Origin of the sequence: Streptomyces sp. NBC_00989 (assembly GCF_045162655.1) — a bacterium.
In the GTDB taxonomy this organism is placed as follows: domain Bacteria; phylum Actinomycetota; class Actinomycetes; order Streptomycetales; family Streptomycetaceae; genus Streptomyces.
Genome location: NZ_CP108728.1, coordinates 7,670,534 through 7,695,693, shown reverse-complemented (window position 1 = coordinate 7,695,693; position 25,160 = coordinate 7,670,534). Strand labels below are relative to the sequence as shown.

At 65.4% G+C, this 25,160-nt stretch carries 26 protein-coding genes; 5 read left to right on the top strand and 21 right to left on the bottom strand.

Translation table 11 applies throughout. From position 1 onward, the window contains the following. Positions 1–71: 71 nt before the first annotated feature. The 3 genes from OG714_RS34365 to OG714_RS34355 form a co-directional block, all read right to left on the bottom strand. Positions 72–1,505 (bottom strand): hypothetical protein, encoded by a 1,434-nt coding sequence (locus OG714_RS34365; RefSeq protein ID WP_406126885.1) that lies wholly within the window; start codon positions 1,503–1,505, stop codon positions 72–74. Next, positions 1,505–2,113, bottom strand: coding sequence for a hypothetical protein (locus tag OG714_RS34360; RefSeq protein WP_406126884.1), 609 nt, complete (start codon positions 2,111–2,113; stop codon positions 1,505–1,507). Before OG714_RS34360 ends, OG714_RS34365 begins: the two co-directional genes overlap by 1 nt. Before the next feature lie 237 nt (positions 2,114–2,350). Beyond that, on the bottom strand, positions 2,351–3,271 hold the full coding sequence (locus OG714_RS34355; protein WP_406126882.1) for a hypothetical protein: 921 nt from the start codon (positions 3,269–3,271) through the stop codon (positions 2,351–2,353). 617 nt (positions 3,272–3,888) lie between these two features. On the opposite strand from OG714_RS34355, the gene OG714_RS34350 reads away from it, so the two are divergent. Then, entirely contained in the window at positions 3,889–4,098 is a 210-nt protein-coding gene (locus OG714_RS34350; protein WP_406126880.1) for a hypothetical protein, read from the top strand. 529 nt (positions 4,099–4,627) lie between these two features. Here the strand turns inward: OG714_RS34350 and OG714_RS34345 are convergent. Further along, complete coding sequence (locus tag OG714_RS34345) at positions 4,628–5,473, bottom strand: hypothetical protein (protein WP_406126878.1); 846 nt, start codon at positions 5,471–5,473, stop codon at positions 4,628–4,630. 207 nt (positions 5,474–5,680) lie between these two features. Between OG714_RS34345 and OG714_RS34340 the strand changes: the two genes are divergently transcribed. Beyond that, on the top strand, positions 5,681–5,911 hold the full coding sequence (locus OG714_RS34340; protein WP_406126876.1) for a hypothetical protein: 231 nt from the start codon (positions 5,681–5,683) through the stop codon (positions 5,909–5,911). Positions 5,912–5,951: 40 nt separating this feature from the next. Here the strand turns inward: OG714_RS34340 and OG714_RS34335 are convergent, their stop codons facing one another. From OG714_RS34335 to OG714_RS34325, 3 genes are all read right to left on the bottom strand, one after another. Continuing rightward, the gene (locus tag OG714_RS34335; RefSeq protein ID WP_406126874.1) at positions 5,952–6,290 is read right to left on the bottom strand and encodes a hypothetical protein; all 339 of its coding nucleotides are present in this window, start codon (positions 6,288–6,290) and stop codon (positions 5,952–5,954) included. 102 nt (positions 6,291–6,392) lie between these two features. Continuing rightward, positions 6,393–7,286 carry a DUF1028 domain-containing protein gene (locus OG714_RS34330; RefSeq protein ID WP_406126872.1) on the bottom strand — a complete coding sequence of 298 codons (894 nt, stop codon included), beginning with the start codon at positions 7,284–7,286 and terminating at the stop codon, positions 6,393–6,395. 294 nt (positions 7,287–7,580) lie between these two features. Then, entirely contained in the window at positions 7,581–8,585 is a 1,005-nt protein-coding gene (locus OG714_RS34325) for a hypothetical protein (RefSeq protein WP_406126871.1), read from the bottom strand. 88 nt (positions 8,586–8,673) lie between these two features. On the opposite strand from OG714_RS34325, the gene OG714_RS34320 reads away from it, so the two are divergent. Further along, the gene (locus OG714_RS34320; protein WP_406126869.1) at positions 8,674–9,021 is read left to right on the top strand and encodes a DUF6233 domain-containing protein; all 348 of its coding nucleotides are present in this window, start codon (positions 8,674–8,676) and stop codon (positions 9,019–9,021) included. A 201-nt stretch (positions 9,022–9,222) separates the two neighbouring features. On the opposite strand, the gene OG714_RS34315 is transcribed toward OG714_RS34320, so the two are convergent. Beyond that, positions 9,223–9,885 carry a hypothetical protein gene (locus OG714_RS34315; protein ID WP_406126868.1) on the bottom strand — a complete coding sequence of 221 codons (663 nt, stop codon included), beginning with the start codon at positions 9,883–9,885 and terminating at the stop codon, positions 9,223–9,225. 417 nt (positions 9,886–10,302) lie between these two features. Between OG714_RS34315 and OG714_RS34310 the strand changes: the two genes are divergently transcribed. After that, positions 10,303–11,679: a protein kinase domain-containing protein gene (locus OG714_RS34310; protein ID WP_406126866.1), complete on the top strand. Its 1,377-nt coding sequence runs from the start codon at positions 10,303–10,305 to the stop codon at positions 11,677–11,679. Positions 11,680–11,772: 93 nt separating this feature from the next. Here the strand turns inward: OG714_RS34310 and OG714_RS34305 are convergent, their stop codons facing one another. The 10 genes from OG714_RS34305 to OG714_RS34260 all read right to left on the bottom strand — a co-directional run bounded on the left by OG714_RS34305 (position 11,773) and on the right by OG714_RS34260 (position 20,826). Continuing rightward, a complete protein-coding gene (locus OG714_RS34305; RefSeq protein WP_406126864.1) occupies positions 11,773–12,588 on the bottom strand; it encodes a phage minor capsid protein in 816 nt (271 codons plus the stop codon). Positions 12,589–12,594: 6 nt separating this feature from the next. After that, entirely contained in the window at positions 12,595–12,921 is a 327-nt protein-coding gene (locus tag OG714_RS34300; RefSeq protein ID WP_317879312.1) for a hypothetical protein, read from the bottom strand. 73 nt (positions 12,922–12,994) lie between these two features. Continuing rightward, positions 12,995–13,345 carry a hypothetical protein gene (locus tag OG714_RS34295; protein ID WP_406126862.1) on the bottom strand — a complete coding sequence of 117 codons (351 nt, stop codon included), beginning with the start codon at positions 13,343–13,345 and terminating at the stop codon, positions 12,995–12,997. A 12-nt stretch (positions 13,346–13,357) separates the two neighbouring features. Then, entirely contained in the window at positions 13,358–14,401 is a 1,044-nt protein-coding gene (locus OG714_RS34290) for a major capsid protein (protein ID WP_200725138.1), read from the bottom strand. Positions 14,402–14,415: 14 nt separating this feature from the next. After that, positions 14,416–14,829, bottom strand: a complete 414-nt coding sequence (locus tag OG714_RS34285) for a head decoration protein (protein ID WP_317879315.1) — start codon at positions 14,827–14,829, stop codon at positions 14,416–14,418. Between the two features lie 185 nt (positions 14,830–15,014). Continuing rightward, positions 15,015–15,701 carry a hypothetical protein gene (locus tag OG714_RS34280; RefSeq protein WP_406126859.1) on the bottom strand — a complete coding sequence of 229 codons (687 nt, stop codon included), beginning with the start codon at positions 15,699–15,701 and terminating at the stop codon, positions 15,015–15,017. Positions 15,702–15,835: 134 nt separating this feature from the next. After that, positions 15,836–16,573 (bottom strand): hypothetical protein, encoded by a 738-nt coding sequence (locus OG714_RS34275; protein ID WP_406126858.1) that lies wholly within the window; start codon positions 16,571–16,573, stop codon positions 15,836–15,838. Between the two features lie 258 nt (positions 16,574–16,831). Then, complete coding sequence (locus OG714_RS34270) at positions 16,832–17,851, bottom strand: hypothetical protein (protein ID WP_406126856.1); 1,020 nt, start codon at positions 17,849–17,851, stop codon at positions 16,832–16,834. 99 nt (positions 17,852–17,950) lie between these two features. Further along, positions 17,951–18,898 carry a DUF2726 domain-containing protein gene (locus OG714_RS34265; RefSeq protein WP_406126855.1) on the bottom strand — a complete coding sequence of 316 codons (948 nt, stop codon included), beginning with the start codon at positions 18,896–18,898 and terminating at the stop codon, positions 17,951–17,953. 95 nt (positions 18,899–18,993) lie between these two features. Next, positions 18,994–20,826 (bottom strand): hypothetical protein, encoded by a 1,833-nt coding sequence (locus OG714_RS34260; protein ID WP_406126853.1) that lies wholly within the window; start codon positions 20,824–20,826, stop codon positions 18,994–18,996. A 245-nt stretch (positions 20,827–21,071) separates the two neighbouring features. Between OG714_RS34260 and OG714_RS34255 the strand changes: the two genes are divergently transcribed. Beyond that, positions 21,072–21,812: a hypothetical protein gene (locus OG714_RS34255; protein WP_406126852.1), complete on the top strand. Its 741-nt coding sequence runs from the start codon at positions 21,072–21,074 to the stop codon at positions 21,810–21,812. Positions 21,813–21,906: 94 nt separating this feature from the next. On the opposite strand, the gene OG714_RS34250 is transcribed toward OG714_RS34255, so the two are convergent. The 3 genes from OG714_RS34250 to OG714_RS34240 form a co-directional block, all read right to left on the bottom strand. Continuing rightward, complete coding sequence (locus OG714_RS34250; protein ID WP_406126851.1) at positions 21,907–23,445, bottom strand: terminase large subunit domain-containing protein; 1,539 nt, start codon at positions 23,443–23,445, stop codon at positions 21,907–21,909. Further along, complete coding sequence (locus tag OG714_RS34245; protein ID WP_406126849.1) at positions 23,442–23,978, bottom strand: hypothetical protein; 537 nt, start codon at positions 23,976–23,978, stop codon at positions 23,442–23,444. Before OG714_RS34245 ends, OG714_RS34250 begins: the two co-directional genes overlap by 4 nt. Positions 23,979–24,627: 649 nt before the next feature. Continuing rightward, positions 24,628–25,140: a hypothetical protein gene (locus OG714_RS34240; RefSeq protein ID WP_406126848.1), complete on the bottom strand. Its 513-nt coding sequence runs from the start codon at positions 25,138–25,140 to the stop codon at positions 24,628–24,630. Positions 25,141–25,160 lie beyond the last annotated feature (20 nt).

Sequence of the window (25,160 nt, the reverse complement as noted above, 5' to 3'; positions counted from 1 at the left end):
GGAGCGTGTAGGCGGCGGAAGTACCGGGTGCAACGCCCCAGCCATTCCTGCCTCCGGCCCATGCGTTCCCCCTACTCCGCAGCGCCGTCGTCGATCTCGCTCTCCCCACGCAGCCTCACCGGTGTGTCAGGGAGGCTTTCCATGAGACGAAGGATCTCGCCGTGCTCACTGCGCCGAAGTGTCCTGAGCAGCGGGATGGCGCTCTGCATGAACTCCGACAGGTAAATCTTCGCCACCGTGCGGCCTGTGGCAGCCCTCCTCGTTAGATCGCACTTGATGTGCCTCGTTCCGCCGAGCGAGATGACCGCTGCCCTCACCGAGGACCGCTGCCCGAGGGCGCCCCGGAGGTCATCAAGAATCACATCGGTACCTAGGCTGAGGGGCGGTGCCGTGTATTCAATCTGGCCTCCCGCAGCTGATTCGATCACAAGCTCACTGATGACCACTCCGGCTTCGGTAGCTCTGTCGAGTAGTTCAGGTAGATCAACTGAACCGTCCTCGATCTCTTCCATGAAATCCATGGAAGAGATCGGGCCGACCGAGAACAGAGCGCGGTATCGGTCGGTCGCGTACCCGAGGATTCCCGCGTGAGTGAACCACCTGGGCTCGGCTCCGTACTCGCTCTCCGTAAGTGCACCGGACACACGGCAACTCTTTGCCTTGAAGCGATCCAGATTCGCTCTAACGAGTCGCTGGAGGTTGACGGAGCTAGCCGGCATCTCGATCTCGCACAACTGGGCCAGAGACACACCGGACCCAATACGCTGCCAGAACTCTTCATCCTCAGCAACGGCGATTTCAAGCAGCAGCTTCAAACCTTCTGCGTCCAGGTCCGGCCGGACGTCGGTCGCACCAGGGAAACTAGCTGGGGACGCCCCGGAGCCCAGCCAGACGGCGTGAAGGAGCCGGGTGAACTGGTCGGCGTGGGACGGGTCAAGCAGGGACTCGGCCGCTTCCACGGCTCCGCGCGTCTGATCAACCTCGGCCCGCTGTGCACCAGCGAACCCCAAGCCGACAGCTTCACTCGTAGAGCGCGCCCTCGTCTGGTCGACCAGGCCTTTGCCGCCCTGTAGTACAGCGCGCGAGAGCAGTCCCAGCACCGGGCGCTCCAGCCGGTCAGCCGAGAATGTCTGGAGACTGTCCGGATCGGCGACCAAGGTCCTGGCGTTTGCTGACTCGCGTCCTAGTTCCTCGGTGTAGCCCTGGTCCCGCAACGGAGCTAGCGGCATCAAGATAGGCTGCCGCTCAGAAATAACCTCGATGTCCTCTCTAAGGTACTGCGGGTTAGTGTTCGTTCTGAGGAAAACCTGACGTTCTTCTTTGCTACCAACCCATCGAAGCACAAGGTCAGGTGCATAGGTGTGATTGAAATACTCGGTCGACTCGACGCGAACCGCCTCGTCAGAGGACCGGAGGTTAGCAATCACCGCACTCTTAATCGACTCTACGTTTCGGGCAGGATCGTCCCCCACGAGATTGGAGATGGCGATAGAGTATTCACTCATCAGATTTCCCCCTTCTCGGCTTGATGGGCGAGAATAAGCCCGCGATGTTGAGGCGTGATCACAAGCTTCTCTTGCTTCTCATTCAGTACAATCAACCAAAGATGCTCTGCAACGTCAGCCACAATACCTTGATCGATCTTGGAAAGAGCCTCACCCCTATCTCGCGTGTCGAAAATCCGCTCGATATTGCGAGGTTGAAGCAGTCCCTCGGTGACAGCTTCTGGGCTACAGAGTGAAGTCCACTTCGTAACACGGAATGGGTGCCAGGTGATCCACATGAAGTGGTCTGCCAGGCGGTGATGATCTCGCCGCGTGAGATAGCACTTAGCTACCCAGTCGTCGTAATGGGTACCCTGATCGCTGGCGTCATCGTAGTTTTTACATTCGACAACGAAGAAATGCCCATCGAACTCCCCGCCGCTGAGAATTCCGCCCACATCGAACGAGTAGGGTCTTTTCTCACCATGAGGCCAGTTAAACTCCAGCCTTGAAGCCATCACGGAGTCTTCATTGGTCCAGGAGCTGCGCACCCTCGTGGTCGAGTCGAGCCACCGTTTTGCCCGCCTTGCACCATCTGCCCCCTTGATGTGCATCGCTTCCCCTGGCATGCCGCGATGGTAGCGGCGCACACCGTCACTTGCAGCCACATGAGTGCGACGAGAGGGCTGGTGGGGCGGATCGCCCTCCAAACATTGAGGTGTCCGGAGCTGAACGGCCGCATCCGAGCGTCACTCGGCATGGGACTGAGCCGACCCACGCCGGGTGTCTCACTAATGGCATCTGTCGCTGATCCGCCCGATGATCCAAACGAAACGGCCTAGCACGGGATGGACGCCGCGTGCCGGTCAGGAGGGGCGGAAGAGGTCGAGAAGTGGGATTTGCCGCCGCCACTGGGATCCGAACGCTGCAAGGGCGGCGAGAACGAACACCCCCGCGATGACGGCCCAGGCCGCAGCCTCCTCCAAGCCCAGTAGCCCCACCCCGACTGCCGCACCCGTGATCGCCACCGCGACAGCCGCAGTGCGCAGAACCTCCCAGTCACGAACCCGTACGTCCTTGTACCGATCAGTGATGCTCTCTGGCAGCAGCGCACCAATTCGGCCCGAGGCGGCACTGGAGGCGATCCCGATCAGCAGACCTGACAGAACCTCCAGCGCCGCATCCTGACGATCGACGTCCAATCGCTCCTCGGCGGCTCGTAGAGCGGCCACCACCCTTTCGGCATGCCGGCGGAGACCGGCCTGCCGAGATCGGCGCCCACGTGCCACCGTCTGGTGGTCACGACGGGCGCGGAAGATCGCTCGTTCTACGGCGGCTACCTCGGACGAGACCGACTGCAGGATCCAGGGCCTCAGGATGCCCCCCTTCGTTCGGGCTTCGGCACAGACGCTGATGGCCGCGACGCAGGCGGCCACAAGCAGGTACCGACGGCGGTAACGCGGAGCCCAATAGGTGGGGATGACTACCCAAAGGGGAAGTGTAAAGAAGAGGAAGGCGACCATGACCCCGGGGTGCCACGGCTCGTTGCGGACGAGAGCTGCGACGTACATGGCACAGTAGTAGGCGAGCATTAAGCGGCAGAATTTCTGCACCCTGGCCCACGTATCCCCCGACTGGTATTCGCGCAGCGCGACACGGATATGCAGGGGCAAGGCGATCCACGGGTAACCCAACACGCCCAGAGCGCGCTCGACGGCATCAATCTGCTCCTCCACCGCCTTCGTGCGGCGGCGGCGATAGGCGAGGACGGGGACAGGTGTGCGCATAAGACGGTCGAACTCCTATTGAGGCAACCTCGCGAGCCACCCGGGCCATGGGTGCACGGTTGGCAGCCCAGGTCGCGGCGCAGCTGCCCCTTTCCGAGCCGGGGCACACGGCCGCTCTGGGAACGGGTGAGGTGTACACAGCCGTGGTCGTCGACCTGATGGTAGAGGTGCTGGCCGAGACAACCCGACACAACGTTGTGACGCTGACGCGGCTGCGGTGAACTCCCCGCGGGCATCTGCGGTCGACTCCGCCGAACACGCTGCGCTGTCCGGATTGTTGAGCAGCTTCCCCGATCAGCCCGTCTCCGTCGTCTTCGCCCGCTGAAACAGGTCCGGCCCGTCGCTACGGGGGAAAGCGGCGGGCCGGATGACTGCCACGGTCTCACACCCGCCGTCTCTGGCATGCCTCGTCTGGCTGAATTCGTCTCTGCCGCATGACAGTCGCCGGCCGGGCTGCGCGACGCCTCAGCCGAGGCGCCGAAAGCGGGCGTCTATAGCAGCCGTTAAGCCGGTCGCTCCACTCCTTTCGTCGTGGAAATGTCTCCTGTCAACACAGGAACGCCCGACCGTCGGGATCTTGGAGGAGCCGACGGCCGGGCCTGAACGAAGGACATCGCGTGTCCCTCACAACCATTGTGATCCTCGCCCTTGTCACCACTTCCGTGGTGCTCGCGTACCGGGACGAGAAGCTCGGCGCCGCCCTGGTGACGGGCTGCGCCGTGCTCGCCGCGCTCTACGCGCTCTTGGGAGCGCCGACGGCGGGAGCAGCCGCCCCACAGTCACCCGCGCCTACTTCGGTGACCGCGTCGCTGATTCAGCCGGGGTAGGCAGTCCCCTTGCCCATCACTTGCCGATCCTTCGCCTGCAAGCACCGGCTGCGCCCCCGCGGTCCGAGCCCGCCCAGTCTGCGGGGCCGTGGGCGGCGGAGCGTGGACGATGGCACCCTGACCGTCCTGCTTGGTCTCCACCGACCACCGGCCATCTCCGCCGGGCAGCGACAGATGGCCCGGTGTCGTAAGCATGGGCGTGATCCTCGGTATGGTGGCCATGGCCGAACCCCTTACCGTCCGCAACACCGGACAGACCCGGGCGGACGTGGTTTTCACCGTAGGCGGAGACAGGAAGCGGCCACCGGCCCACGTCTCAGCACCGTCCTGCCAGGTCTGATAGAGTGTCAAGCTGTATAGGAGTTGGGCGTAGGCCCCGTCGGTTCACGACCGAAAACTTCACAGAGTCGCGGTGATCCGGGTTCGAAGCCCGGCGGTCATTTATGGCTGTAGCTCAATTGGTAGAGCCCGCCTTTCTTTAACTGATGCCCGTTCCTAGCGGAACGGGCATCAGTGTTTTTGCGGTCGATCAGCTGGCTCGTGTGATGGCGTCCGCGATCTCAGTTTCAGTCAGGGAAAGCGGCAAGTAGTGGAAGCGTGCAAAGCCCTTGATCCTCTTCTGTCGCTGCGGAGCCGGCTCTTTCAGTACCCCGGGCAGCTCCCCAGCAGCGTCTTCGACAACGAGGTCTGCCCAGGCATCGCGGGTGAGAGCCGACTGAAGCAACACGTTGGCTTCGCGGGCCAGGGCCTTGGTGCACGCCAAGGCAGCCACGATCTCCCCGTGTCCGAACTCGACCTTGTCCCCCAGCTTCGCGGTCCGCGGCGATCGGCCAACCCGAGCGATCCACCCCGCTTCCGATGCGGCGTCCCAGGTGGCCAAGTAATTGACGAGCTCGGAGTCAACAAGCCCACCAGCATGGATCGAGCAGTTACGCATCAGTCGCAGTGCGTGAAATTGCTGGAGTTCGACAGCTGAGAAGTTGCCGCCGGTAACCCTCTCAATTTCCTCGTGTTGCGTCCAAGCCTTGATGTACTTGACGTCCTGCTTCGACAAGGTGTAACCAGCTTGCTGGAGCATCCCGAGGCAGGTCTTTATGAAGTCTTCGTGGATGCCGAGGACGTAGGGGACTGTCATCGCGCCGAGGTGCACGTCACCTGAGGTGAGGATGGCCCTGGCGGAGACGGACTTCATGTCGAGTCTCTTGATGTGGGGGACGTTGGGGAAGATTTCCGACAGCAGCCGATCGGAGCCCTCGGTCAACTGCAGCAGGTGCGAGGCCATGCCCGCGCCAGCCAGCAAGCCCATCACGGCGTTATTGGCCCTGGTGCGTATCTGCTCATACTGCCGATACTCAGGGAAGCGCACTGTCTTCACCGGCGTCACACTACGCCAGCGGCGTGTAGCCCGATTCGGTAGTCATCCATCCTGACGCTTGAACTCGCCCAAGCATCAGGGAAGTTGTGACGGTGACGCGGCTACGGCGAGCTATCCACAGACATCTGCGGTTATCCACAGGCCGTCACCCACTTCGTAGCTTCGCAGTACGTTGCTGCCTCAGCGATCACAAGCACGGGGGGCGCGATGACGTACAGGGTCGACCTTGCGTTTCGGGTGGAGGAGGCGCTGGCCAACCTCCCGGACAAAGGCCAGCAGGAGATCTTCGAGACGATCGCGGCGGCCCTCATTCGGCCGGACTCTTGGCCGCCGCCCGGAGGTCGACACGGCGCACTCTGCTGGGGGCCACGGTCGTGGGTCGAGTTCGCCGCGTACCCCGACGGCATTGAGGTGTACGACGTGGGTTGGGCAGGCTGAACAGGCCCCGCCGCACCACGGCGGCGGGGCTCCCGTTACCTCAGGTGCGGTTCAAAGTGATGCACTGGCACGGCCTTCGATTCGCGGGCAAACGGCCGGGTACGAAGCGACGAATCTGGGCGTTCTGGTACCCCCGGCGGAACAGCGAACAACTCGTGCTCGCGTGGTAGGCATCGCTGGTGTCGGTGGTGACGACCTCGGTGAGCGGGTCGAACTTCCACGTGCCGGGCTGCATGTACAGGCCGACCTCCATTCGAAGGCCGTTCTCGATCCAGGAACTCTTGGCCGCGCGGCTGGTGTTGACGCCGCACGCCTGTGCGAACTCGTGGACGTCGAACTGCGGATCGGCATGACCGAGGGCCTGTGCAGCACCCCACATAACGTTGGTACGTACGCGGTCGGTCTCCTCTTCGGTGAGGACCTGCTCGGTACGGCGGGAGGGGGGAGTCGCTGGTGCGGCAGGTGGCGGTCTCCTACCGCATCATGCATCCCGATGAGGTGCCTCGAGTAGGTCGAGCCCCTCTACTGTTCCGGCCGGAAGGCGCCCCGCCGACTCCAGTCGCCGAAGACGCTCAGGAAGAGAGGGTTGTTGTCGAACCAGCTCGTCGGTAAAGGCTCTCAGCTCCGGATCGGTCAGGTCCTGCGTCCGGAGTCGGGCGAGCAAGTACGCCGACGCAGTGACCGCGCTTTCCGGAGCGAGCTGGTAGGCAGCTTGGGTAGCCGAAACGTTGGCGTACCTGCCTTGCTCGTCGAGCGCCGAAGTGAGGAACCTGTGAGCCCGCTCGATCCGCACAAGGTGCACCAGTTGCAAGACAGCATCCGGGTGGCAGTCGACACGCAAGTCCACCGGCCTGTATTCCGGATCGCTGTGGAATGTCCTGACGAAGGCCGACATGCGCCCACGCACATCGCCACCCAACACGTCTGCGTGGTGCGCCGACTGGACGAGTCGGGAAGCCAACGACATCTGGGGGTCGAGCGACCGGAAGTAATCGGTCACCAAGATGGGAAGGGAGTCAACCGCCATGAGGTTCGCGGCACAGCAGATGTTCTGCTCGCAAGCAGCCCCGGCGAACGCCTCCGTGTCCGAGCCAGTGAATGCGAATGTGTCGCCGCTAGTCGATAGTCCAGCCACCTGACCGGATTCGAAACCAGGTGTTTGGCTGAGCTCGGCAACGGCATCGGACCACGCGTCCGAAGCAAGGTTCGGAAGCAGACGAGATGCCCACGCTGGATCGCCAAGCGCCTGCACGGCGACAAGTCCGTATTTGTGGGAGTGGTGCACAATGCCGGCTCCGACGGCAAGCCCAAAGCTGAACGACGCAACCCCTAACTCACCAGTGTGCGGGTCCGCCGCGAGAATCGTGAAAGTCACACACCTTCCCCCTTACAAGAATCGAGCAGAGACCTCGTCACGGTAGGCCTTGGTGATGATTGGTGCGGCTTCAAAGACACTCACCACGCCCAGCTTCATTGTCAAGGCTGTGCTCCAGGGCTGGGACCACTCCTCGCCTCACTTGATCGAAGCCTCAAGCCAGTGGGGAAGTTCAGGGAGCACGGGGACCGAAGTGAGCCAAGACCGCCCGCCGAGCGGGCCCGTCATGGGTTCCTGCGGCGTCGCTCACGCGATGATGTCGTTGACACTCCCCTGCCAGCTTTCTACATGAGGTCAAGAGGCTGGCCGGTAGGTGGCGGCCGGACCGATCGCGCCGGTCCCGAACTTCTCCCGGATCCGGTCGGCGGTCGACTCCGCCACAAGACGGGCCTGCCGCGCGGCATCCAGACTGAGCTGTTCGGCGACATGGTCGCCGTCGACCAGGTCCTCGCCGCGCAGCGCGAGGCCGGTCAGCCGACCTCGCTGGAGACCTGCGGCATCCATGATCTGGTAGGTGAGCTGACGCAGGTCGTCCTCATGCCCAGACGGCTCGGCCAGGCGACGGGTCTTCTCCCACGCCAGTCCTCCGGCAAACGTCAGCGTGAGCGTGAGAGCGCGCGCGGCCTGCCCTCGACGGCGCAGCTCGACACCGAGCTGCACGACGACGCCCAGCAGGGCTGAGCGCGCCACGGCACCGTCGAGGACGTCGTGGGGGAACCGGTGCCGGACGCTGACGGAGGCTGGCAGGCGGCGCGGGGTGACGGTCCGGGCGTCTATACCGAGGGCCCGGTCGACGGCCGTACAGCCCGCTCGCCCCAGCAGGCGCTGCACGGTCTCCGCCGGAAGCGCGGCGAGAAGGCCGACGCGGTCGACGCCGTAGTGCCGAAGGGTGGCGGCCTGGCGGGGGCCGATGCCGTGCAGGTCCTCCACCAGGAGCAGGGCAAGCCAGTCTGCGACGTCGCCCTCCTCGATGGCCAGGACGCCGCCCGGGTGGCCTACCTGGGCGGAGGCGGTCGCGGCAACGGTGATGGTCGGGCCGATACCGACGCGGACGTCGACGCCGTAGCGGGAGACCGTCCGAAGACGCAGGATCTCCCCCAGGTGGGAGGCGGTCGCGCCGTGGTAGCGCAGCGCGCCGCGCAGGTCGACCAGGGCGGCCGTGGGCGGGAGAGCCTGCACCACCGGCGAGAGCTCCCGCATCTGCTCCAGGACCTGCCGGTAGGTCTCCTCCGGCAGCCGGTCCGGGCAGCGCACATGCATCACCACACCCGGCCGCCGCCCCGTCGGCTTGGTACTCATCCGGCACTCACCTCCCCCGCCACATTATCGAACATGCGATCGAATGCGCGAGTGCGGAAGACGCCTCCCCGCGCCTAGAGTGGAAAATGTGTTCGATAACTCGCGGGACCTTCCGGACGACCTGGAGCGGCTCCAGACGCTGCGGACCTGGAATGCCATGTGGCTGGCCCGCATCGACCGCAAGATCGCCGCACTGGAACAGCGTCAGGCCGAAGAGGAGCACTGCCGGACGCATCGCCCGCCAATACCGGACTGGATCCTCGAACTCAACCGCGCCACAGGGCACCCGCTGGCCGTGCACGTCGGCGACTGCGGCATGGCCGGCCGCCGAAGACGGCAGGTCGACCAGGATGGCGCCCGCCGCCTCCTCACCGTCGACGGGGTGCCTGCCTGTCCGATCTGCCGCCCAGACACCGCACTGCACATCACCGACTAGCCAGCCCCTCCTTTGCGGCACTCGTCCGCAGGGCAGCGCGGCCCTCCTCGCCCGTGAAACAGGTCCGGCCCGTCGCTACGGGGGGAGCGACGGGCCGGATGACTGCCACGGCCTCGCACTCAGCGTTTCCGGCGTGCCGCATCCTGCTCAATTCGCCCCCGCACCACGACAGTTGCCTCTCCGACTGCGCGGCGCGGCGCCTCAGCCGAGTCCGAGTCGACTGAGGGCGGTGGTCCAGTCAGTGACGATCGCCTGCTGCGCGGCGGCGAGGGTGACCTTGCCCTTACAGACCGCAGTGTGCAGCTTCGTCTCCACCGGATCCTTCGCGTTGTTGACCCCCGAGCCCTTCCTGTGGCCGGGGTCGGCGGGCTCCACCCACAGGTTGCGGTAGTCGTTCGGGTCACCCCCCAGCTGCAGGCTGATGAGGTGGTCGTACTCAGCATCACCCATGCGACCAGTGAAGCCGTAGGAGGCGGCATTCAGCTCCTTCTCCTTCCCGGTAACGGACGTGGAGGGGCGGATGCCGGAGGTGTAGCCACCCTTGCGGCAGATCGTCGACTTCAGATTCGACTGGGTGACCGCCGGGGAGATAGCTCCCGGCGTGCACTTCGGATCCTCCAGCGGCTCACCCTTCAGATACTGGTAGTGGCAACTGCCCGCGGCCGGCTGCTGTTGGACCGTGTACGTCTTCTGCGGACCTGCCCCCACCGCGATCGCCCGCCCGGCCCCGGCAGCACCCGACGCAGCCGACGTTGCACTCGGGCTCCCGGACGACGTGGAGCCGCCCAGCGCGGTGGGGGAACAGCCCGCGACCATCAGGCAGGTGAGCAGGACGGACGAAGCGGCACGGCGGGTGGACAGCATGACGACCCCTCACGGTCAGGCGATGGCTGAGCAGATGCTGCCCTACCCGACTGCCGCCCTACCGCGCAGGGTGTCGTGCACAGGCGCACGCCCGTCGCACGGCGCGGCGCCCGTGGCGTGCAACGCGAAATCCCCGCCCCCCGCGCCATGTGGGACGCCGTGGGCGGCCGTTGACCACTACCGCCCTCCCGCCGACCACAATCAGCGCATGGGCGCCTCGCGGTCCTCACGGCGCAGCTCGGTCACCGGTCCGTCGCCTTCAATGCAGCTGGGCGAAACGACGCGACTCGCGAGTAGCCGAACGGGCGGCGCACAATGCCGTAGCGAACGGATCAGAGCAGATCGGTGGTGGCCGTGGCGGGGTCGCGTAAGAGGCGGTGGTCTTCCGAAGAGGGCGCAGTCCTGGGGGGCTGGACCTTGGTAGGTACCAAGAAGCTCGGCAGCGGAGGCAACGGCATCGTCTGGGAGGTGCGCGGCGAGGGCTACCAGGGGCGTTACGCCATCAAGACGTTGACGAAGACGACCTTCGCTGACAGGGAGGGTCGGTTCGCCGCAGAGGTCCAGTTCCTGCGCGAGTACGCCGGTGACGGTGTCCTGCCCCTGATTGACAGTCAGCTCGCGACGGAACGTGTCGACGTGAGCTGGTACGTGATGCCAATGGCCACGCCGCTCCGCACCGCCCTGGGACAGTCCGCCTCGCCGGAGAAGGTCCTGGACGCCATCGCCACGTACGCGGAGACCCTGGCCAGGCTCGCGGAGAAGGGGATCGGGCACCGGGACATTAAGCCCGACAACCTGTTCCAGCGCGAGGGGAAATGGGAAATCGGGGACTTCGGGTTGGTGAGCTTCCCCGGAAAGGACAACCTCACTGAGGCAGGGCGCAAACTGGGACCGGCGAATTTCCATGCCCCGGAAATGCTCCAGGAAGCCGACATCGCCGATCACGGCCCGGCCGACGTATGGTCGCTGGCCAAGACCTTGTGGGCCCTCCTATCTGGCCAGAACTTTCCCCTGCCCGGCGAATACCGGCCCGGCAAACCGTACGGTCTGAACACCTGGATCACCTATCCATGGAACGCAGAGCTGGACGAGCTGATCGTTCGCTGCACCCGCCTGCAACCCGAAAGCAGACCCACGATGGCAGATCTGGCAAAGGAACTGCGAGCAACCCTGGCCGCGCCGCCGGAAGTGCGCCCCGATGCGAACATCGATGAGCTCCGGGAACGCGTACGTGCCCTTGCTCACCCTCACATCGAGGCGGAGCAGGAGGCTGAGCGTCGGACCCAGCAACTCGATCGCGCCCAAGCCGATATGGAGGCGTTCAACGAAGAGGTTCGCGGGCATCTCCGCGCAATGCTGGCCGAATCGTTCCGCGAGCACCCGGGGCAGGCTCCACCGTTCGACGCGACGAATCTGTTCCCGAGGCGGACGATGCCAACTTGGTCGTTCCTCCAGGGCGAGATGTTCAGATCGCCTGATCCAGCCGCGCGAGTTTCTGTCGAATTCTCCCTTTTCGAGCGAATCGATAAGAAAGGTGGCGAACAGGTCGATATCGCTGCCACGTTTCGCGTCCTCCATCGTCATGGCGGTTTGGAACAGGCTGTATTCGAGTGGGGTGGCACCTACAGCGCGCCGCTCGGGTCGGCGCAGCTGAGTCGCGCCCGTGACGAGGTGAAGGCTGCGGTGCTGGCAGCGGAACCGGAGTGCCTACGCAAGATTGGCAGGATCATGAACCTGCCTGCCGACGATGTGCCGGCTTGGTACGTCACGGCTAGGGCGCCTAGCGGGTCCTGATCAACACGGCATCCCGGTGCGGTCCTTGACCCAGATCATCGAGGCGCGCTGGCGGAGGCTGGCGCAACACGGCGACCGTCACTTCCGGCAACGTCAGACCGACGTCAGATCCGGCCGTGGACCGAAGGCCCTGCGGCAACGGGGATGCGAGATCGGAGCGCCGGTGGCGTCCTCCACGGATCGTACCGTGCCGTTCGCCTTGTCGAGGTCAGTGTGGGTTAGCCAACCGCAGTCGAACCCGTCGAAGACCTCGACGTGCCGGACGCCAGCCTCGGCGGTGCGGTTGAGGGTTCCGGCGTTGTACGCCACTGCGCTCTTCGCGAGGGTTGCCGCCTCCGCCCAGGCCTGGACCGGGACGCGAGCACCGTTGCGGTAGACGACGTGCGTCAGCTTGTGCTCGGCGGCAAGCCTGGCTGCCAGATTCCGCGCAGCCTGTTTCGCCGTCAAATTGCCCGCCGCGAGCAGCGGGACCTCTCGGCGGGCTGCCTCTCGCGCCGCCCTATAGAACTGGCTGGCCATGCGCTGGGCTTCCTGGGAGCGGCGCAGGAAGCCGGCGTAGGAGTCGGCCGCGAGCGACTGTATGGCGTCGCGGTGGAAGGTGGTCCAGGTGAAGGTCACGTTGAGGGCTTCGGCGGCGAATTGAGCGCCGGCGGCGTACAGATGCGGTAGCTGTCGTTGGACGAACTGCTGGGCCTCTTGGTCTACACGTTGGAGGAAGGCGCGGATCGCCTGCTTGAACTCCTCCAGCGTCGCCGCGATGTGCTGCGTCCTTGGATCGTCAGCGAACTGGCTGAGGACAGCCCGCTGTTGGGCGGCGAGTCGCTGCCAGGCGTCTTCGAGGACGGCCGCGACGCGGCGCGCGATCTCGTCCGGGTCTCCGGGCACCAGCGGTGGCCACTCGTAGGGCATGCCGGTCTACCGGCTCCGGTGGGTGCGCAGCAGCGGCGCGGTTACGAGGTCAGTGCTGTCGTCTCCGTCGGCCAGTTCGTCCGGCGGAACAAGGTCCACGAGCGCGGTGATCTGGCGTTCGAGCCCCGCGAGGTTGTTGCTCTGGTCGATGGTGACCACGCCGTCCACGGTCATGCGGAGCGGGTCAGCGAGCAGCTTCGCGCGCCGTTCGGCCAGGACCTCGTTTGCGACAGCGCGAGCGGAGGTCAGCCGCGCATAGCGTGCGTCCAGGTCGACGGTGTCCGTGGTGGGGCCGAGCTGGGCCAGCAACCAGGCTCGTACAGCGATGTCCATCCGATGCTCCTGTCGTACGAGGTGAGGCTCGGCACCGTGACGGTGCCGAGCCTCACTGGTGATGTGCCACTACCTACGCACCCGCACCGGCGGCCTTCGCGGTGCGTCGCCTCGGAGCCTTGACGGGCTCCGGCTCCGGCTCCGGCTCCGGCTCCGGCTCCGGCTCCGGCTCCGGCTCCGGCTCCGGCTCCGGCTCCGGCTCCGGCTCCGAGGCAGGATCCGCCACGGTCGGCGTCTCTCCCTCATCGCCGTCCGCGCCGACCGGGTTCGGGGTGACCTCATCCGAAGAGGGAGCCTCCCCCGACCACGCGACCGGGTTCGGGATGAGCGGGGCGAGCCGCTCGGGAACCTCCTCCCCCGCTTCCAGCCGGATCGGACCCTGCTCGGGGTCTCGCATGAATACCGTGCGCGCCAACTTCGGCATGACCAGCTCCCGTTAGAAGACCGTCGCGGCGATGTGGATGTCCGGCACGTACAGCACGGGCATCGCAGCAGCGGCGGAGATCGTGGACAACTGGACGGGGGTACGCGTCTGCACGTGGGTGGTGATCACGATGCCGGGGGCCTCCTCGGCGGTGATGACTCCCTTGCCGCGCAGCTCGATCGCCTCGGCGGTCAGGCCGTACTGAGTCTCGCCCCACTGTTCGCGGCGCGGCGGGATCATCGCCCACAGTGACTCCGGGGTCGTGCGCACCAGGGTGTCGCTGCTGTCGTACGCCTGCACGTCGTAGGTGGTGACGGGCGGCAGGTTGTACTTGGCGCGGACCCGGTTGACCTCCTCCGGCGCGAGCATGCCGCTCGGGATCTGCTCGGTGGACGGCGAGTTGTGGAACGCGGCCCGGTACTCCGCCGTGGACCCGAGCAGCGACAGCGCCTTCTCCGAGCTGATGACCCGCTCGGGACGCGGTGCGCCGATGCTCTTCAGGTATTGGATCCACGCCAGCTCGTCGGTGATCGGGGTGGCCGCATCCGATTGGGACCACGGCACCGCGACCGTCGGCCGGTTGGCGGCCGGCACCTTCCAGTCGACATCCAGGGCGACTCCGGGCAGGGACACCACACCGGTGGACAGCATTTGTCCGGCGGCGATCTCCATGGCGGCTTTCGTGGCCTCCACGTGCTGTTCGAGGTCGTCGTAGAGGAGGTCGAGGAACTCGCTGGTGTCCTGGCCGCGGTCGACGGCGGCCAGGATGATCTGGAGTTCGGAGAAGGGCAGTTCCTGGCCGACCCAGGGCAGCATGCCTTCGTTGATGACCTGCTCGGCACGCCGCCTCGCGAGGGTCGGCGCGGCTTCCCACGCGCGGAACTTCGCCGCGTTGACGCGCCGCTTGCTGCTCTTGGTACGGAACTTGACGTTGTCTATGTTCCGTTCGGCGAACACCTCGCGGGTGAGGAGGTAGTCCTCCGGCGTGGTGATCGCTCGGATGAACGCCTGGATGTCCTCGGGGACGATCGCCTCAAGAAGCTTCTCAAGTGCCATGGGGGTCTGCCTCCTTACCGGTAGTGGATGAACGCGGTCGTGTTCGCGGCGGCCGGCGGCGCGAAGGCGACGGGCAGCTTCGACGCCTGCACCTCGCCGCGCCACAGCAGTGCGCCCGCGGTCTTCGTCGAGCCGGGGGTGAATGCGGTCTCGGCGACGAGGAATCCGGCGAGGGTCTGAGTGCCGTCACTGGCCGCGGCGTTGTAAGGCGCGTACAGGCCGGATGCGGTGATCTTGCCGAGCGGGATGCCGGACTTGATGATGTGGCGGGGCTGGTTCTGCGTGCCCGGCGTGTAGTGGGTGCCTGCCGTCAGCTTGCTGGTGTCGACGGTGACCGTCTGGGCTTCGTGGACGCCGTCCAGTGAAGCGAGCCATGTTCGGTCGTCGGTGACCGTCGTGGCGGTGGTGAGGACCTGGTAGTCGCTCACGATGTCTCCCTCATGGGTGCGGATCGGGTTGCCCCCGCACCCGGCGCGAGCGGCGCGGGGCGGTGTCCACGAGATGACGGTGGCCGAAGCGCGCCAGGGCGTGGTCCCTGATCACCCGACCGGCTTCCGGAAGAGCGTCCACGATTGGAGGGGCGTGGTCCCACGGCCATGTCTCGTCGACGTGGTCAGTCGCTGATGAGCCCTCGCCGCCGGGCCATTTCGAGACCCGCCGCCCCGCGCCGGGGTGGAATACCTCCGCGCGTCGGCGGGCCGCCGGCGGGAGACCCGCCCGGAGCGGGCGGCACGGTCTCCCGAGCAGGGCCGAACAACTCGGGGCGACGTTCCTTGAGATGCTCCGCGGCAGCGGCGACAGCCGCCTCATCAGCGTCGGGCTGGTCGTGCAGAGCGCGGTCGATCAGGAGGACCGCGTCATCAAGGTCGTCCCCGGCCGCACCGAGTCCCCCGAGGGCGGCACGGCGGATGGCGGCGCGCTCCCTGGCCAGGGCCTGTACCTCGCGTGCCTCGGCCGTCCTCAGCTTCTCCTCGGCGGCCTGCTCACGGCGCTCGACCTCGGTCATCGCGGCCTGGTCGGCGTCGCGCCTCGTGGTAACGAACTCGGTCAACGCCTCGGAGTTGTCAAAGCCGAGGTCGCCGAGCAGCTTCTTCACAGCAGCCCGACCGCCCTGGGTTTTCTCTCGGGCCAGCAGTCGCGAGAGGTCTTCCTGCGTGACGGCGCTGTTCGGGGCGCCGTCCTCGTCGCTGGGCTTGTTGGAGTCGTCGTCGGGCGAAGCACCGAGGATCGGATAGATCGACCGCCCGTCACGGCGGTACCCGACCGGTGCGAGCGGGTTGGGGAACGAGGGGCGCGTCATGCGTGAACCATCCACAGGTCTCCAGCGCCCCCGCGCCGAAGTTCAGTCTAGCCTTCTCTCGCTCAACCACAGCTCAGCACGGCGGGTTGGCCAAGTGCCGCACGGTATTTTCTAATACGCCTACTCCGCCCATATCATGGGCGAGGGATTCCGAAGGTTGGATACTCGCCCTCCATGGGACGCCAAGTCGCTATGGCACTACCCGTCAGCTCCTGAAAGTCCTCCCTCAAGGCGGGATAGTTGGCTGTACGCGGAGAGTCACAAGCCTGTTTGGCCTCAGTACTCATGCGTGCATAAACCTCACAAAAATCCGCGAAATGCTCTTCAAAGACTAGCATTTGATCGAAATCCCAACGAGATTCAACCTCTAGGCGACGGGGCCTCACTTCGTCACGCAGGGATCGCCACTGCGCTTTCATTGCGCGCAACCTTTCCTGACCGACGAAGTTCAGCGCGTTTTCGAGAGACATCCAGAATTCGGGCGGCATGCTTCGACTGTCTCGAAGATCGGGATTCCCTTGCGATGCAGCGAGAACGAGAACCCGCTCGATCGTCCGATCCATGTCGGACCAAGCGGCTTGAAAGTCTCTGAGTACGCGCTCTGAATGCCTTTGAACCGCCCGCTGCTCAGCAAGGAATGCGTGAGCCTCGCCAAGCCGGCTCACGACCACAAGGGCAAAGGGCACAGCGAACATAAGGCCGGTGAAACTGCTGACAAGATTGGTCAGAAAGCTCTTGTTGTCCCACCAGCCACGACTGTCTCCGAAGACTCCCAACAGGGTCAGCAGACTGCCCAGTGTTGGCATGACCTTGCACAATGTTCTGGTGAGCGGCGGTGTCTCCCGCCAGATGTCACGCGCACGTTGCAGCATTTTCGCCCCCGGCTATCCCAAGTGCGGTGATCATAGCGGAGGGTCTTCGCGTACCGTGATGAAGTACCGTGCAGCACCCGCCTGTTGAGGCTTGCGAAAACAGCCTCCCCGGCTCGGCCCCTCGCTTGGTTGCGTGCTCAGCCAGGGGGACGATTCGCTTGATAACCGCCGAGGCCAACGCTTCCCCAAGACCTGGAAGGGTACGACGGCACGGCCGCGGTGAACCGCCAAGTATGGAGACCGCCACTAGGCGAGAAATCAACTCTCCCCACTGATCCTCGCGTAGTAGTTCCGCATCTCATAGTCAGCGTTGTCACTAACGCAATCGTCACAGGTGTCTTCCCCACGATTGTTCGGGTGGAACAGTCTGGAACAGCCCCGGCACTCGACGAGGCCCTCAAACTCCTCATTGCAGTTGAAGCAGAGGTCGATGGGGGAGGCTGGATCGAATGCCGTACGAACGTCACGAACGAGAGCTTCCACACCACAATCAGGGCAAGTCTGAGTCGTCCTGAAACCCCCTTCCATGGGTGCGATACGCGGAGCAGCGTCCTCGCCCCAGTCGATGCCACAGAAGTGGCACCTGTTCACTTCTCCGTCCGCGAGGAGGGCGAACTGCCAGCAGCTGGGACATTCGACGACCCGGGGAGAATGTTCGTCCAGCTCGGAGCGCAGCCGGTTCATGCGTTTCGTAACGAAGGAACGGACCTCGCTGAGGCCCGCACGGATGCGACCCATGTAGTGCGTGTCGAGTCGGTCCAGTTCATCTTCCTTAAGGGTCCGTAGCAGTTGCTCATCGAGGAAGATGGCCAGGAAGTCGAGCACCTCTGCTGCGCGCGCTTCGGTAGCAGGTCCGCTAGCGGTCAGACCGTAGTGTTGTAGCGCGTTGCGGGACTTGGCCAGGCTGTTGAGTGCCTTAACGTCCTTGTCCTTCAGCGACAGGCCAACGACATCCCTCAGTCTGGCGATCGCTTCGGGAGTTGTGCAGCTTTCGAAGTCCCCCGACTCGAACTTACTGCGTATTGCCGAGCCAGGGTTCTTGAAGACCAAGCTCCAGTGTTCACGTTGCAGGCGTGCCTTGAGCAGGACCTCGGCAGCAGCCTGGAGATGCAGGACCGCGTACTTGAGGTCCCGCGCGCTGACCTGTTCGTCCCCCTTCTTCACCAGGTGGTCGACAACGCTGCACAGGTAGTCGAGGCCGTTCTCGATGGGAGGGAAGCACACGTCGCTGCCCGGTAGCTCGACGTCAGGTCCTATCCAGACACCGTAATGATTCACACCTCATCGTCGCTCCTCGATGTCTCACTGGGGAAGTGATTTCAGGCAGTTGGTCCGGCCCTCGGCCCAGACGGGTTGGCCCAGTCAGCACGAGTGCTTTCACACGTCGTCTCGGTTGCGTGGAAGGTCCAGGTCACCAGAGCCGAACCGAAGCGTGGGCCCTTGACCCCCACCCGCACGCAGTGCATCCCCGTAGGCGACGAGCAGGGCTCTGCCGGTGTCAATCGCCTCCTGGACTTCAGTGACGGCTTGTCGGAGGCTCCTGCCGTCCACAGCTGCGGCTTCGCCCCTCAGCCACTGCGTTGCCAGATTGCCGATCTCGACTACGGCTAGTTGTTCTGCCAAGTCACTAGGTGCGATCCCTTGGAAGAGGAAATCTCGGACAACCACCTTGCTCAGCAAGTAGCGGTCCGGGGCTACCGCAAACCATGCGTGCGCCTGGACAGCACGCTGTTCCGGCAGTTCGATGCAAAACACGTCCGGGGACCGCGCAGGGAGCGCACCGTCCTGAAAATGCTTATGAAAGGCCAACACGACACTCGCGTCCAGGGTGTCAAAAGTCAGACGGCCTTGGTCGTCACGGGCAAGAAAGCTACCCATGTTGAAGGGCTCATCGTTGGGTATGAAGCCTTGCTCCTGCGCCTCGAAGAATGCCTCAGAGCGGTAGTACGCCTCCGTGAGGTAGGCCAACACCCTCCAGCGACCGATCTTGTGGGCGAACTCGCTGGTGATCCGAAGAAGCGGCAGGCTCGCTCGCGCACATAGATCATCCTTGAGTCGGTCCCTCTCAAGGGTTTTCGGATCGCTGAAGTGCTGCCGCCCATCTAGCTCGACAGCGAAGCGGCCCCGCGACGTTGCGGCGTCGAGCATCAGGAAGTCCAGGTGAGCGGCAAGCGCGTAGGACTTCGCTCGTCGAGTCAGCCCGTCCATGCCATCAACATCGACAACATCAGCCAACCTCGCCTTGAGCGTCAGCCGATCCCCATGCTCCTCTGCAATTTCTCTGAGCAGCCGATCCGCAGCAGCCTCAGAACTGTTCACAAGCATGGGCCGGATCCCACCTCGAGAAGCCATGCCTCTTGTGTAGCAGCCGCAGGTGACACTGGCGGGAGGGTCTGGCTATCTCGCGGCAGGCATTGACATCACAAGTCGCGTGGGTTGGCTGAGAGTGGCTGTGTAGAGGGCAGCTCAAGATCAGCCGCAGGCAGGCCGAGATACGCCCGGACGGCGGCGTTGTCGCCAGTTGCGTCGGCGAGACGAGCTGCAGCGTCGAAGGCACGCGACTCGATCCGCTCGATCTCCGCTTGAGCATCGTCGATGGGGTACCCAGAGTCGATCAACATTCTGACGCCGGTCTCCACAGACAGCACACCAGAACCCACACCCTTCACTACCTCGTCGAGGACGGCAGCACGGTCGGTCGGGGTGTGGGGGCCCCACATCAGACGTGCGGGAAGCGACTCCCCCATGGGCCAACCCTCGGCCTGCCCTGCCTGGTGGAGACGCTGCGCCATACGCAGCAGGACGACGTACTTGTGGGCGCGGGCCAAGCGCATGGCAGCAACCAGCGAGTCGAGCGGGCCCAGTGCGAGCTGTAGCGCGTACCCGGACGGCAGCGCGGTGGGGTCGAGGGTGCCGAGGCCGGCGGCGGTGAGGCGGCTGTTCGCTGCGATCCGGTCGAGGATGTGGTCGGCGCGGGCACGGAGTTCGGCGAGTTGGGCCGATGTGTCGAGGACGTCCATGCGTCCGTTGTCGTTGAGCTGCCACACCGTCCCGGCCCGGACCTTTACCGGCAGCGGCTGCCCGGTCGCTCGGTCGATGGGCAGCCGGGCCCCAGCCAGGCCGATGATCGGGGAGCCGGTGGTGGCCGATGCGCCGGAGCCGTCGGTGTCGGTCGCGGACAGCTCGTCGAGGGCCTGGAGGACAGTGGCTACGGTCGGCTTCCCCCAGTGCTCTCCACTGGCAGGGATGCTGTTCGTGATGTGGACGACGGGTATGAAGTCCACCATCAGGTCGAGCCTGTCGAGGACTTCGCCGTCCAAGCGGACCCGGTACCGGGCCTTGTGCATCGGCAGGTCGTACAGCAGGTCGGCGTGCGTGAGGTCGTCCAGGTCCCATTCCGCGTCGGTGAGGTAGCACGTCGCCGGGGAGGGCCGGTTGGGCGCCCACGGGTAGGTGCGGGTGATGACGCCTGTGTCGGCGTTGCGTACGTCGCCCTTCACCAGGATCGGGTCGCCGCTCTCGGTGTACAGATACTCGCGCGCCGGACTGCCGTCCTTCACCGCTCCACGCCGACTGGCCGGAGTGATCGGGCCGACTTCGTAGGTGACCCGCCGAAGCCTCGTCTTGAGCCCGCGCCGTTTATCCTCGGGCAGCTCCCACGCCAGGTGAACGCGTAGCGGGAACTCGGCTCCGTCCTGCTCGCCGTCCTCCGGCCACTCCGGGAAGTACAGGCCCGGGTCCCAAGTGCGCAGCAGGGCCCTTCCCTTCGCGGGATCCCAGGCCAGGGTGTAGACGGCGTCGCCCAGCAGGATCGCGGTTCGCTCGGCCTGCTGAAGGCGCAGCGGCAGCAGCTCCTTCTCCGCCCACATCCTCAGCTTGTCCTGTACGGCGAGCGCCGCAGCTGCTTCGGCGGTCGGCTCGTCGTCGGTGTGCTCCGCGCCCGCGACGCTGATGACCTGCTGGGAGCCGAGGAGGTAGCCGAGCGCGGTGTCGACAAGCTTGGAGGCGTCGCCGAGTTCCCTCCGCTCGATACCCGCCTCGTCGTCACCCGTCAGGGCGGCGAACTGGCCAGCCTGGTTGGAGTCGTACGCGGCCAGAAGCCGGTATGCAGCCAGGCGTCGCAGGTCTTCGTCAGGCACCCAGGAGCGGGTCAGTTCCGCCCAGGTGTTACGGCCCGGTCGGCGCGGGTCGGCCATGGCTGGCTTGTAGTCCAGCCAGCTCCAGACGTCGGTGATCAGCTCGCGCAGGCCCACAGTGCCCCTCCGGCAGTCGGCCCCGCGCCGCGCCTCCAGCCTACGAGACGTCTCCTACGTCGGACTTCCGCAGTTCACAGCACCTCGGGATCCGGAAATTCCGAGCAGGCGAAAGCTCCGGGGTCGAAGATTCCATCATGAACAGCAACCCGCCGGATGATTGGTCCCCAGCGGACAATCCGTACTCGATCGCGCTCTCGGAAGCGAACTGGTGGCGTGCCACAGTCGCCTTGACCGTCGAGCGCATGCACGGTGACGACGTCCCAGCCGGCTGGTTCAGCTCCCGGCAGATCGACGCACGGACACTGGTCGTCGCCCTGCGCCAGCTGCTCGCCGCGGTCAAGCTCGAACGGATCGCACTCACAGACCTCGGCATGGATCCCGCGGTGATCAGCGCACTCGATGACGCCGAGCAGGTCTTCCTTGACGCCCTGCCGAACATCAAGCACGTCCGCGACGGCCTCACTCACTTCGAGGACTGGGCCCGCGGCAGGGGTGGCGGGCCGCAGAAGGATGCCCGCAGGACCGCTGACCCGCGCGACGTAGCCCGCGACTTCTGGAGCTTCGGCTACGATCCGGCCGCAGACACCGTCACCATGGGGCCGTTCACCATCTCCGTCAGCGCGGCAGCCCCCGCCGCCAACGCACTGTGCGCCGCGATCTACGCCGCGACACGCGCGGTCGACCAGCGGAGCACGGCCAAACTACGGGACCAAGTCGTCCAGGCGCTCACCGACGCGGCGATTCCCTGTGCACCCCCGCAGGGGCCGGTCCTCGTCTCACAGGGCCACGACATGCGGGTCTGGCTCTCCCTCAACCTCAGCAGCGTTCCGGACGCAGAACTCAAGGAACTGGCAGAGCGCGTTGCCAGGGTGATGACACACGCTGGGCTGCGACTGACGTCGTCGGCGTTCCCGGAAGCACAGGACATCGCTGACCGCCTGCTCGCTGGTGAGCCGCTGCGAGTGGAGAGGAACGGCCCGTAGATCGGCAAGTCCCCAGATAGGCCACCGGGCGCTATATCCTCCTGGGCAGTTTCCTCTTGGGGCCGTTTCCGGTCGTGCATCTGCCCTCGCCAGTTCAGCGACGGCCGTCGAAGCGGTCGTCATCGGTGTCGGTGGGCAGCGTGTCGAGCTGGTCGGGGTCGGCCAATTCCGTCAGTCCGTGAACGGCGGCGTCCATGCGGTCGGGGCTGTCCATTCCCTCGACCCAGGTGACCATCTGGCCTTCGAGGTCGGGATATTCACCGACGTGGTGTACGAGCTGCTGTTCGTACAGCTGCGCCACCGGGGCGGCCCGCAGGCGTTTGCCGACCTTGGCGGTGACCTCAAGGATCATGGGCATGAGAAGCCCCTTGGTGACGCCCTCGCGGCGCAGCTGCTCCCACGCTTGGGTGACGATCTGCCGGGCCATGTCTCCGCCGTAGTTTTTCTCGACCACGATCGCGTCGGCCTTGAGTTCGAGGGCAAGACGGCATGCGGCCAGGCCCCAGTCATTGGCGCCCATCGAGCCGGATCGGTCTGCCAGGACGTACAGCCGCCGGTCGAAGTCGCGGCCGACGCCGATGACGCCCGTCTCGTCGCCGACCGTGGACTCTCCGCCGGCGGGGTCGACGGCGACGACGATGCGCGCCATGTCGAGGCCGGAGAACTGGACGGCGTTGATGCGGGCGGTCTCGATCCACTCCCGCTTCCAGACGCCTCCCTCCGGCGGCCGAGGCTTCTGCAAGTAGAGGGCGCCCCAGACGCGTTCGCCAACTCGCTTGCGGGTCTTGGCGTGATGGGTGACGTCGAAGCGTTCGGGCCACAGCGCCTCACCAGGAGCGCGGCCGAGCGGATCATCGGAGCTGTCGGCGATGGCGGGCAGGTCGATGACCCGCCAGGCGTCGCGCTCGGTGGCGAGGATGCGTCCGGCGAGGTCGTCCTCGTGCCATCGGGTCTGGATGAGGCAGATGGCACCGACGGGTTCGAGTCGGGTCTGCAGTACGGAAGTCCACCAGTCCCAGGCGCGCTTGCGCATGGTGGGGCTGTCGGCATCCGCCATGTCCTTGACCGGGTCGTCGACGATGGCGATGTGCGCGCCGCGTCCAGTGAGACCGCCGCCGATACCAGCCGCGAGGAGGCCGCCTTCGCCGCCGACGAGGTCGAAGCGGTTGGCGGCCTGGCTTCCTGCCTTGAGCTGGATGCCGAGGTCGTCGCCCCAGGTGTTGATGGCGTCCCTGATCCACCGGCCGTGGTCGTCGGCCAGGTCGGCGGAGTAGCTGGCGATCATCATGCGGTGGCCGGGGTTGCGCCGCAGATACCAGAGGGGCGCCCAGCGGGAGGCACGTCTGCTCTTTCCGTGCCGCGGGGGCATGGTCAGCATGACGCGGTCGCATCGGCCCGCGGCCATGTCGATGAACGCCAGGTCGATGAGATCCAGGTGCGGTGCTTGCATCTCGCGTCCGCCAGTGAGAACGGCTGCGAGCGCACCTGGCGAGCGATCCATGGCGAGTTGGCGTTCGACGCGCACCAACTCGGCGCGCAGAGTGGGGGATGCGGCCCGTGCGATGGTGCGCCGCTGCGCTGGCGGAAGGGTCTTGTAGTGGGCGATGACGCTCTCGTGGTCTCGCGGAGTCATTCGCCGTCCGGATCGGTGAGCGCGATCAGGGCGTCAAGTTCGTCGACGGTCACGCTCTCGACCTGGACCGGTCCGCCGTCCGGGCCGGTCAGTTCCGTGCGGACGGGCATGTCGAGGCCGAGCAGCCGGGCGCGGCGCTCCATGATCCGCAGGGTGCGGTCGATGGCGGCGAGGTCCTGGTCCCGGACGGCCTTCTTGTAGGCAACGAAGAACAGCCGGTCGAGGCGGTCGGCTTCCAGCGCGCGCAACTCGTCTACGTCGTCGTTGAGTTCGGCGCGACGGTCGGCGAGCGCGGTGCGGACGTCCCGGCAAGCGGCGTGAATCAGGGCCTCGTTGGTGGGCGGGTCCTGGTTCTTGCGGTACCGCTCGACTCCGTACCCCTGCGGGTAGGCGATCCCGTCAGAGTTGACGGTCGGATCGGCTGCGAGCTTGCGGGCGATCGTCAACCAGTCCACGCCGGCGAGGCGTAGATCGATGGCGTCCGAGCGGCGGCGCGCGATGGCCGCACGCGCGGCTCTGTCGGGGCGTCCCACGGCGGGGGTCCTTCACAGCTCGGGTGCGCCCCCGCGCCCATAGCCATGATCGCACTCAAGCGAGTGCGATCGCCTCTTCTGCTCCGTCCTTTGTTTGCAGTTTTGATGGTGTGCTGCTTCGGACTCGACTAGCCTCTCAGCCAGCAACAGGTCACAGGTCACACCACGTCAGCAAGCTGGCGGACGGGCGACCTTGGTGTGGTGAACACGAGTAGTCCGACGAGCCACTCGTCTTCACCACACCAGGATGAAGATCATGGCCTGTTCTCAACTTTGAGTAAGTCAGAAGGATCCGCAGTACCTGAGTCCTGTTCTCGTCGGAGAACTCAGTCCAGCCACCGTGGTGGCCGGACTGAGTGTGTCCGCGCACAGTTCGGCCCTCTGCCTGAGAGGAAGTCGACCTGTGGACTCGACCATCGTCTTGTGGGTCCTGGCCTGGTCCGGTGTGGTGTCTGTACTGATCTTCGTCCTACAGGGAATATTGGATCAGCTACCACGACTTATCGATTCCTGGCATCGGTTTCTCTACGCGCTGCGCGGAAACGGCAATCCGCAGAATCGACACACGGGTGCAGTGGAGACGTCCACCGCGGCGGGATCGGTGGAGGACATCACGGACGATGCCGTACCAAACGCTGATGGTCCACCCTCAGAGGATTGACATCTGCTCGCCTTCACCCGGTCGCTTCGGAGGAACGTAATCGGGAGGCGCGTCCGGCGCGTTGCGCTCGGTCCGCAGCCACCAGGCGAACTGGTAGTTGCGGCAGGTCCGGAAGCGAACCGAGTTCCGGCGTGGCTCACTCGGCGGGATGTTGTGCTCGCCCCATCCGGTGATGGGGCGAGCGTTGTCCAGATGCACATACAGGCCCGGCACCAGGGCGGGCCCGTCCCACTGCTCTCCAGGTGCGCCTTCGAAGGCAAGGTGCGCGTTGTCGCTCCACTTCCACGGGTTGGGCAGCGCGCACAGGTACCAGGCCAGGGGCGGGTTGTGCTCGGAGAGTTCGATCGTCTGGTGCCGGCGGCTGATGTCGAGCCGGGGGCGGTCGGGCTGGCCGAAGCTGCGAAGGCAGTGCTGGTCGAGGGCTACGTGCCGCACGCCAGCCAGCCACATGATGCGGTATCGAGTTCGTGATTCAATTTGGACCTGTATTCGCTGCGACATCCGTTCCCCATTCACCCGTT